The 7,672-nt window shown below is 73.6% G+C and carries 7 protein-coding genes; 2 read left to right on the forward strand and 5 right to left on the reverse strand.

What is annotated here, in order from left to right:
- Positions 1–521: 521 nt before the first annotated feature.
- On the forward strand, positions 522–1,283 hold the full coding sequence (lexA, locus tag ND748_RS20375) for a transcriptional repressor LexA (protein WP_251747597.1): 762 nt from the start codon (positions 522–524) through the stop codon (positions 1,281–1,283).
- A 116-nt stretch (positions 1,284–1,399) separates the two neighbouring features.
- Here lexA and hflX read toward each other — a convergent pair whose 3' ends face one another.
- The gene (gene hflX / locus ND748_RS20380; protein WP_251747598.1) at positions 1,400–2,860 is read right to left on the reverse strand and encodes a GTPase HflX; all 1,461 of its coding nucleotides are present in this window, start codon (positions 2,858–2,860) and stop codon (positions 1,400–1,402) included.
- Positions 2,861–3,107: 247 nt separating this feature from the next.
- Between hflX and ND748_RS20385 the strand changes: the two genes are divergently transcribed.
- Positions 3,108–4,070, forward strand: a complete 963-nt coding sequence (locus ND748_RS20385) for a helix-turn-helix transcriptional regulator (RefSeq protein ID WP_251747599.1) — start codon at positions 3,108–3,110, stop codon at positions 4,068–4,070.
- On the opposite strand, the gene ND748_RS20390 is transcribed toward ND748_RS20385, so the two are convergent.
- From ND748_RS20390 to miaA, 4 genes are all read right to left on the reverse strand, one after another.
- On the reverse strand, positions 3,995–4,405 hold the full coding sequence (locus ND748_RS20390) for a VOC family protein (RefSeq protein ID WP_251747600.1): 411 nt from the start codon (positions 4,403–4,405) through the stop codon (positions 3,995–3,997). The two genes, ND748_RS20385 and ND748_RS20390, sit on opposite strands and share 76 nt — an antisense overlap.
- Positions 4,406–4,495: 90 nt before the next feature.
- Positions 4,496–5,554 (reverse strand): diaminopimelate epimerase, encoded by a 1,059-nt coding sequence (dapF, locus tag ND748_RS20395; protein WP_251747601.1) that lies wholly within the window; start codon positions 5,552–5,554, stop codon positions 4,496–4,498.
- A 99-nt stretch (positions 5,555–5,653) separates the two neighbouring features.
- Positions 5,654–6,544, reverse strand: a complete 891-nt coding sequence (locus tag ND748_RS20400; protein WP_251747602.1) for an EAL domain-containing protein — start codon at positions 6,542–6,544, stop codon at positions 5,654–5,656.
- 108 nt (positions 6,545–6,652) lie between these two features.
- The gene (miaA, locus tag ND748_RS20405) at positions 6,653–7,564 is read right to left on the reverse strand and encodes a tRNA (adenosine(37)-N6)-dimethylallyltransferase MiaA (RefSeq protein WP_251747603.1); all 912 of its coding nucleotides are present in this window, start codon (positions 7,562–7,564) and stop codon (positions 6,653–6,655) included.
- Positions 7,565–7,672: the final 108 nt, after the last annotated feature.

Consider the following 7,672-nt stretch of genomic DNA (forward strand, 5'->3'; position numbering starts at 1 on the left):
GCTCGACGGCGGCACGGCGCGCCTTCGGCCGAGGAACCGGCGCAGGCGAGGGGCACGCCTGCGCGACCGGCCTCCCGACGCCGACCCCCGGAACCGGCCGGGCCACCCGCATCCGCGCCGGACCGCCCGCCGGCGGTCCGCCGGCCCGGCACGCCGCCCGCTCCCGGGCAGCCGCCAGATCGACCACCTGTGCGGTGTGCGCGCTTTGCACGGCTTCCTCCCAAGACACCCGGGACCACGACGCCACGAACTCCCGTTCGATCGAACTCCTGATCGATTGTCGCACCGGAGGCCCGCCGGGGAAAGGGACACGCTCGAACAGACGTTTGAGATTCCGCGACCGGGCGGTTACCGTCGAGACGATCAGGTTTGCACCGGGCGGTTTCCCCCGGTCGCGGACAGCCGGGTGCCGTGGGGGGTGCCGGACTCGCCGGACGAGGCCGACAGCCGCGCGCATGTCCGGCGTGCGACCGAGCAGCGGCCCTGCGCGACAGAGTAGGCGACGAGGAGAGCGGTAGGCGATGACCAGCCAAGGCAGGGGTACACGCCGGGGCGGGGCCCGCGGCAACGTGCGGGCCTTTCCCGAAAACCCCGCGGACGCAGCCGGCCTGACCCCCCGGCAGCGCAAGGTGCTCGAGGTCATCCGGGCCGAGGTGGAACGGCGCGGGTACCCGCCCAGCGTGCGGGAGATCGGGGAGGCGGTGGGGCTGACCAGCACGAGCAGCGTGGCGCATCAGCTCAAGATGCTGGAGGAGAAGGGCTACTTGCGCCGGGACCCGAACCGTCCGCGGGCGATGGAGGTACTCAGCCCCGATCGGCCGCGGCGCAAGGCCGACTCCGGCGCGGCGGCGGTCGTGTCGACCTTCCCGGGCACCGCGGCGACCCCGGCCGGCGCGAGCGGCGAGGGGTCCGCGGCCTACGTTCCGGTCCTCGGGCGCATCGCCGCCGGTGGGCCGATCCTGGCCGAGCAGGCGATCGAGGACGTCTTTCCGCTGCCGAAGGAAATCGTCGGCGAGGGCACCCTGTTCCTGCTCCGGGTCGTCGGCGAGTCGATGATCAACGCGGCGATCTGCGACGGTGACTGGGTGGTGGTGCGCCAGCAGCCGGTCGCGGACAACGGTGAGATCGTCGCCGCAATGATCGACGGTGAGGCGACGGTCAAGCGGCTACGGGTCCGCGACGGCAAGATCTGGCTGCACCCGGAGAATCCGACGTTCAGCGACATCCCCGGCGAGGAGGCGACGATCCTCGGGCGGATTGTCGCCGTGCTGCGCCGGGTCTGACCGTGGACGGCCGGCCGCGCGAGGCGGCCGGCCGGTTCAGCTGCCGTGGAACGGGCGCTACGCCCCGCCGACCACGCCGTGCTCGCGGGCAACGGGTCAGCACCGCCCCCGACGGGTCAGGGCTGGAAGGTGTGCAGTTCCGCGGCGAGCGACGGCGACACCCTCGCGAGCAGCCGGGTGCCGTCCGCGGTGTGCTCCAACTCGAGCACCTCGCCGTGGGCGTGCACCCGGGAGACGAGATCGCCCCGCGTGTAGGGGACGACGACCTTCATCTCGACGTCGGGGTGAGGGACGCGGATACACAGGGCGTCGACGAGCTCGGTCAGCCCCTCTCCCGTGCGGGCCGAGACGAAGACCGCGTCGGGCGCGAGCTGGCGCAGGCCGGCAAGGACGGTCGACTCGGCGGCGTCGACCTTGTTCACGACGATCAGCTCGGTCACGTTGCCCGCGTCGATGTCGTTGAGCACCTCGCGCACGGCCGAGATCTGCGCGGCCGGGTCGGGGGCGGAGCCGTCGACGACGTGCAGGATGAGGTTCGCGTCGGCGACCTCCTCCAACGTCGAACGGAACGCCTCGACGATCTGGTGCGGGAGGTGGCGGACGAACCCGACCGTGTCGGTGAGGGTGAAGGCCCGGCCGTCCGGCAGGGTCGCGCGCCGCACCGTGGGATCCAGCGTGGCGAACAGCGCGTCCTCGACGAGGACACCGGCGCCGGTGAGCCGGTTGAGCAGCGAGGACTTCCCGGCGTTGGTGTAGCCGGCGATGGCGACCGCAGGCACCTCGCCGCGACGGCGGGCGGACCGCTTCGTCTCACGCACCGTCGCCATCCCGGCGAGCTCCCGGCGCAGGCGGGCCATGCGGGCGCGCAGCCGGCGGCGGTCCGTCTCGATCTTCGTCTCGCCGGGTCCGCGGGTACCGATGGGCGCCCGCCCACCACCGCTGGCCGCAGCGCGGGACATCGACTCACCCCAGCCGCGCAGGCGGGGCAGCATGTACTGAAGCTGAGCGAGCTCGACCTGAGCCTTGCCCTCCCGAGACGTCGCGTGCTGGGCGAAGATGTCCAGGATGAGCGCGGTCCGGTCGATGACCTTGACCTTGACGACCTCCTCCAGCTGGCGGAGTTGGCCCGGGGTGAGCTCACCGTCGCAGATCACCGTGTCCGCGCCGGTCGCGGTGACAACCTCGGCGAGTTCGCGCGCCTTGCCGGAGCCGACGAAGGTCGCGGCGTCCGGCCGGTCGCGACGCTGCACGAGCGCATCCAGCACGACCGAACCCGCCGTGGTCGCGAGGGCGGCGAGCTCCGTCATGGAGGCCTCGGCCGACCGCAGCGAACCCGACGTCCACACGCCGATGAGGACGACCCGCTCCAGCCGAAGCTGGCGGTACTCGACTTCGGTGACGTCGTCGAGCTCGGTAGCCAGACCGGGCACGCGGCGCAGTGCCGCGCGTTCCTCCAGGTCGAAACCGTCCCCGGAATCGTCATAGAAGCCAGAGAGGTACGCCGAATCCGGATCGGCGAGGTCGGTGAGGGATCTGTCGAAAGTGGACGCCGTCAGGGCGTCGGCAGGAAGTGTCATACCATCCATTCCCAACGCGGCTCGCTGCCGCGAGATTCCGCGCCGCTTCGTCCGGCCAGGTCACGCGCACGGGTTCCGGCGACCTGATGAGGTCCGCGGCAGGGGCGGCGTGGGGCGCCGGCCGCTGCCCTGGCGGATTCATCCCGTCTCCATCCAGGGTCCCACGCCGCCATGACGATCGCGAACGCTTTGCGGGCCGGCACGCCGTGACCTTCGAACCGGACGCCGCACGCGTAGCCTCGACGCCGTGTACCGGGAGCGACCGACGACCCGGCTGCCGGCGACGCTCTGGTCCGCGCGAGGCCCGTCCGGGCCCGCCGGCGACCTCGACCGGGCGGATGCCAGCCCGCTGCGGCGCCTGTCGACGGGCGACCCTGCCCCCGACAAGCGAGCCGCGCAGGTCCACCGGATCCTGCCCGACGGCTGCATCGACATCATCTGGAGCTCCGACGGCCGGCTGATCGTCGCCGGGCCGGACACGGTCGCCACGCTTGCGAGCTGGGCGCCGGGGGTACGCCACGTCGGCCTGCGCTTCGACCCCGGACGCGGTCCGGCCCGGCTCGGGGTGCCCGCCGCGGAGCTGCGCGACCGCCGCCCGGAGCTTGCCGACCTGTGGGGTGGAGGGCCGGCCCGTCGGCTCGCCGAACGGCTCGCCGAGGCGGACGACCCGGCGTTGGTGCTCGAGACGTGCGTCGCCGCCCGCCCCCGCCATCCGGAGCTGGGCGATCCGCTGGTCGCGGCGATCGTGGCCGGGATCCGGGCCGGGTCGCCGGTGGCGGACGTGGCACGAGCGGCCGCGCTCAGCCAACGTCAGCTCCTGCGCCGCTGCCGGCAGCTGTTCGGATACGGCCCGAAGACACTCGCCCGCATCCTGCGGCTGCAGGAAGCCTTGCGTTCGGCGCGGACGGGCCAACGCCTGGCCGTGGTGGCCGCCGACGCCGGCTACGCCGATCAGGCCCATCTGGCCCGGGAGGTGCGCGCCCTGACCGGTGTCGCGCTGACCAGCCTGCTCGCCCCCGCCCGGCCGAGCGGTCCGGCGCCGGCGGGTCCCGCAGAGCCGCCGGGAGCCCCGAGGCTGCCGGGGCCGGAGCTGCCGGGGCTACCAGGTGAAGATCGGCCTGCCGGCATTCCTGGTCAGGGTGTCGCGACGGCGGGTAGCGGGGCGAACAGGTCGACGTGGTTGCCGTCCGGGTCGAGGACGGTCGCGTAGCGCTGGCCCCAGAAGGCGTCCCAGGGCGGCAGGTGACCGGTGTGGCCGGCAGCGAGCAGATCGGCGTGGAGCGCGTCGACCTCGGCGGGGCTGTCGCAGGCGAAGGCCAGGCTCACCCGTCCGACACCGCCGGTCGCCGGCGCCCAGTCCGGGTCGAAGGAACGGATCGTCTCCTCGGTGTCGAAGGCGAGGCGCAGCCCGCCGGGCAGGGTCACCTCGACGTGCGGTTCGGCCTCGGCGCCGGCCGGCGGTTCGAGCCCGAGCAGGCGGTAGAAGTCCAGGCTGCGGCCCATGTCTGCGACGACCAGGCCGATGAGGTTGAAGGTGGATGACATGTCCGCACCGTAGGACGCCTCAGGCCAGGCGGTCTTGTCGAAAACGGACGTCGCCGACGGCGGACACCCCGGAGGTCCCCCGGGAGCGGCTCAGCGGGTGGGAGAGCCGGGCAGCCCGGCGGCCGCAAGGATCTCGGTGGCGTCGGCGACCCCGGCCGCCGTCTGCCCGCCCAGGGCTGCCGGACGAAGGGCCGCCGGACGAAGGGCCGCCGGGCGCAGCACGCCGTCGAAGACCAGCTCGGCCGGTCCCCGTAGCAGCACGGTGTCGGGACGCCAGACGACCACCAGGCCGCCGCCCGGGACGTCGACCTCGACCTCGACCGCCGCGGGCGCAGCGCCGGCGCCGGTATGGGCCCCCGCCACGGCCGAGGGGCGAACGGTCGCCGCGGCGCCTTCCTCGGGCCCGCAGGCAGGGGAAGGCCCGGGGCGCAGGCCGCGGCGGGCGGCCCAGGCCACCGCGACGGCGCAGGCACCGGTGCCGCAGGAGGCCGTCTCCCCGACTCCGCGTTCGTAGACCCGCATGGCGACCCCGCCCGGCCGATCCACGACGATCTCGACGTTCACCCCGTCCGGGAAGTCCGCCGCAGAGAACGCGGGGGGGCGGGTCAGGTCGAGGCCGCGCAGGGTGGGCACGTCGAGATCGTCGGCGAAGCAGACGGCATGCGGGTTGCCCATCGACACGCCGACCGCCGTGAAGGCGCGCTCGGCGACGGTCACCGCCGAGCCGGGTCCGGCGGACAGCCGCGGCGGGCCCATGTCAACCGTGACATCCCCGGCGGCCGGCACCTCCACGAGCCGCAGGCCGGCGCGGGTCGCGATGGTGAACCGGCCGGGCCGGGCATAACCGGCGGCCACCAGGTAGCGGGCGAACACGCGGGCGCCGTTTCCGCACATCTCGGCGAGGGACCCGTCGGCGTTGCGGTAGTCCATGAACCAGCGGGCGGTCCCGGCGAGGGGGGCTGCCTCGGGGACCGCGGCGGACAACACGACCCGCAGGACCCCGTCCGCGCCGACACCGGTGCGCCGGTCGCACAACGCGCGGACCAGGTCCGCGGTGAGGTCGAGGTCGCCGTCCGGGTCGGGCAGCACGACGAAGTCGTTGCCCGTGCCGTGGCCCTTGACGAAGCGCTGCTCCCGGTCGTCCCGCACAGGGCGATCGTACGGCGCAGCAGCCCGGGCCGCCGAGCCCACCCAGGCCGCCACCGCAGCCATCCCCCGGCGACGCACTTCATCCTCGGGCGGCGCAGTTCATCCTCCGGCGGCGCGCACCCACTCCCGCATCCGATCGTCGGTCCGCGCCGGGGGCCTGTACCAGCGGTCCGGACGCCCTCGACCCAGCGCGATCAGCCGGGCGTCCTCCACCGGTACCGGCGGACAGAACACCGGCCCGATCGCCCGGTCGCAGCCGAGGTCGACCACCCGGGTGGCGAGCCGGGCGGTGTCGACCCCGTCGGCGACCACGGTGAGCCGCCGCTGGTGGGCCAGCCGGGAGATCGCCGCGACGACCGCCTCCCCCTCCAGATCCCGCATGGTGGCCCGTAGGAAGGCGCCGTCGAGCTTGACGAGGTCAAGGGGCAGCAGGTCGAACATCGCCAGCGACCCGAACCAGGTGCCGAACGACTCGACGGCGATCGCGACGCCGAGGGCGCGCAGCCGCTCCAGCAGACGGGGAACCACCGGCGCGGCCAGCCCGAGGTCCCGCTCGCTGAACTCCAGGCCGATCGCCCCCGCCGGCAACAGCCGGCCGGAGAGCAGCCGGTCGACCTCTGCGACGAAGGCGGGGCTGGCGAGCTGGCGGCCATCGACGTTGACCCACAGCCGAGGCGGCCGGATCGGCGTGCCCACGGCCATCCGGTGCCAGGTCCGCGCCTCCGTCACCGCCATCCGCAGGACCCACTGGTCGACCTGGTGGACGAGGCCGGCGGCGGCGGCGATCGGCATGAACTCCGCCGGGCCGAGCACGCCGCGCTCGGGATGCTGCCAGCGCGGGTGGGCTTCCATTCCCGGAACTGACCCGTTACGCAGGTCCACCTCGGGCTGGAAATGCAATCGCAACGAGCCATCGTCGAAAGCAGCGTAGAGAGCGGGAACGAGAGTCAGGTCGGGTGGGGAACCGGCAGCAGCGGAGGGCGCGGTCACATCGATCTCTCCAGACGCCGAGCGGGACCGGCCGCCGCACGCCGGGCGTCGGCGACGCCGCGGTTCGGCGCCAACCCATCGCCCCGGAGCCGTTTGACCGATCACCCGTCAGAGCGAACCCACCAGCCGTAGCACCTGGGTGACATCCGGTTGGTCCAGCCAGACTATCCGCTCGTCCCGACGAAACCAGGACCTTTGCCGTCGGGCAAAGCGCCGCGTCGCGGTAATTGTGGCCTGCTTGGCCTCCTCGGCGGAGTCCATTGCTCCGTCGAACCAGTCGAGCAGTTGAGCGTATCCCAGCGCACGGGACGCCGTACGGCCTTCCCTCAGGCCCTTTTCCACCAACCTCTGCACTTCGTCGGGAAAACCCGTGCCCCACATTCTGTCCACCCGTTCGACGATGCGTTCGTCCAGATCAGTCCGGTCCACCCCGATCTGGACGACGTCGTAGACGGAACGGTGCTCGGGCAGGGTGGCCTCGAAGGTTCCGGTCAGCTCGACGACCTCCAGCGCGCGCACGATGCGGCGGCCGTTGGTCGGCAGGATCGCCTCGGCGGCCCGCGGCGCGAGCCGCGCCAGGTCACCGTGCAGCGCCGGCGCGCCGCGGCTGGCCAGCTCCCGCTCCCAGCGCGCCCGCACGGCCGGATCGGTGCCCGGGAAGGTCAGATCGTCCAGGGCGGCGCGCAGGTACAGCCCGGAGCCGCCGACCAGCACCGGGGTCCGGCCCGTCGCGAGCAGACCGTCGATCACCCGACGCGCGTCGGTCTGGAAGCTGGCGACGTCGGCGGTGCGCGTCACGTCCCAGACGTCGAGCAGATGATGGGGCACCCCGCGGCGCTGCGCCGGCGGGACCTTGGCGGTGCCGATGTCCATCCCACGGTAGAGCTGCATCGAATCGGCGTTGACAACCTCGCCACCGAGCGCGAGCGCGAGCTCGATGCCAAAATCGCTCTTACCCGCGGCGGTCGGCCCCACCACCGCCACCACCGGACCCGGCCCTGACCGCTCCCGCGTGCTCATCGCCCCGATCGTGCCACGTGCCGGTGCGGCGCCGGCACGCCCGCCCGGTCGGCGTCCCGGTCCAGCCGGTCAGGCGGCCCCGGAGCTGGCCTCGGCGACGGCGGGCGC

This window comes from Frankia sp. AiPs1, assembly GCF_023716945.1.
GTDB lineage: Bacteria > Actinomycetota > Actinomycetes > Frankiales > Frankiaceae > Frankia.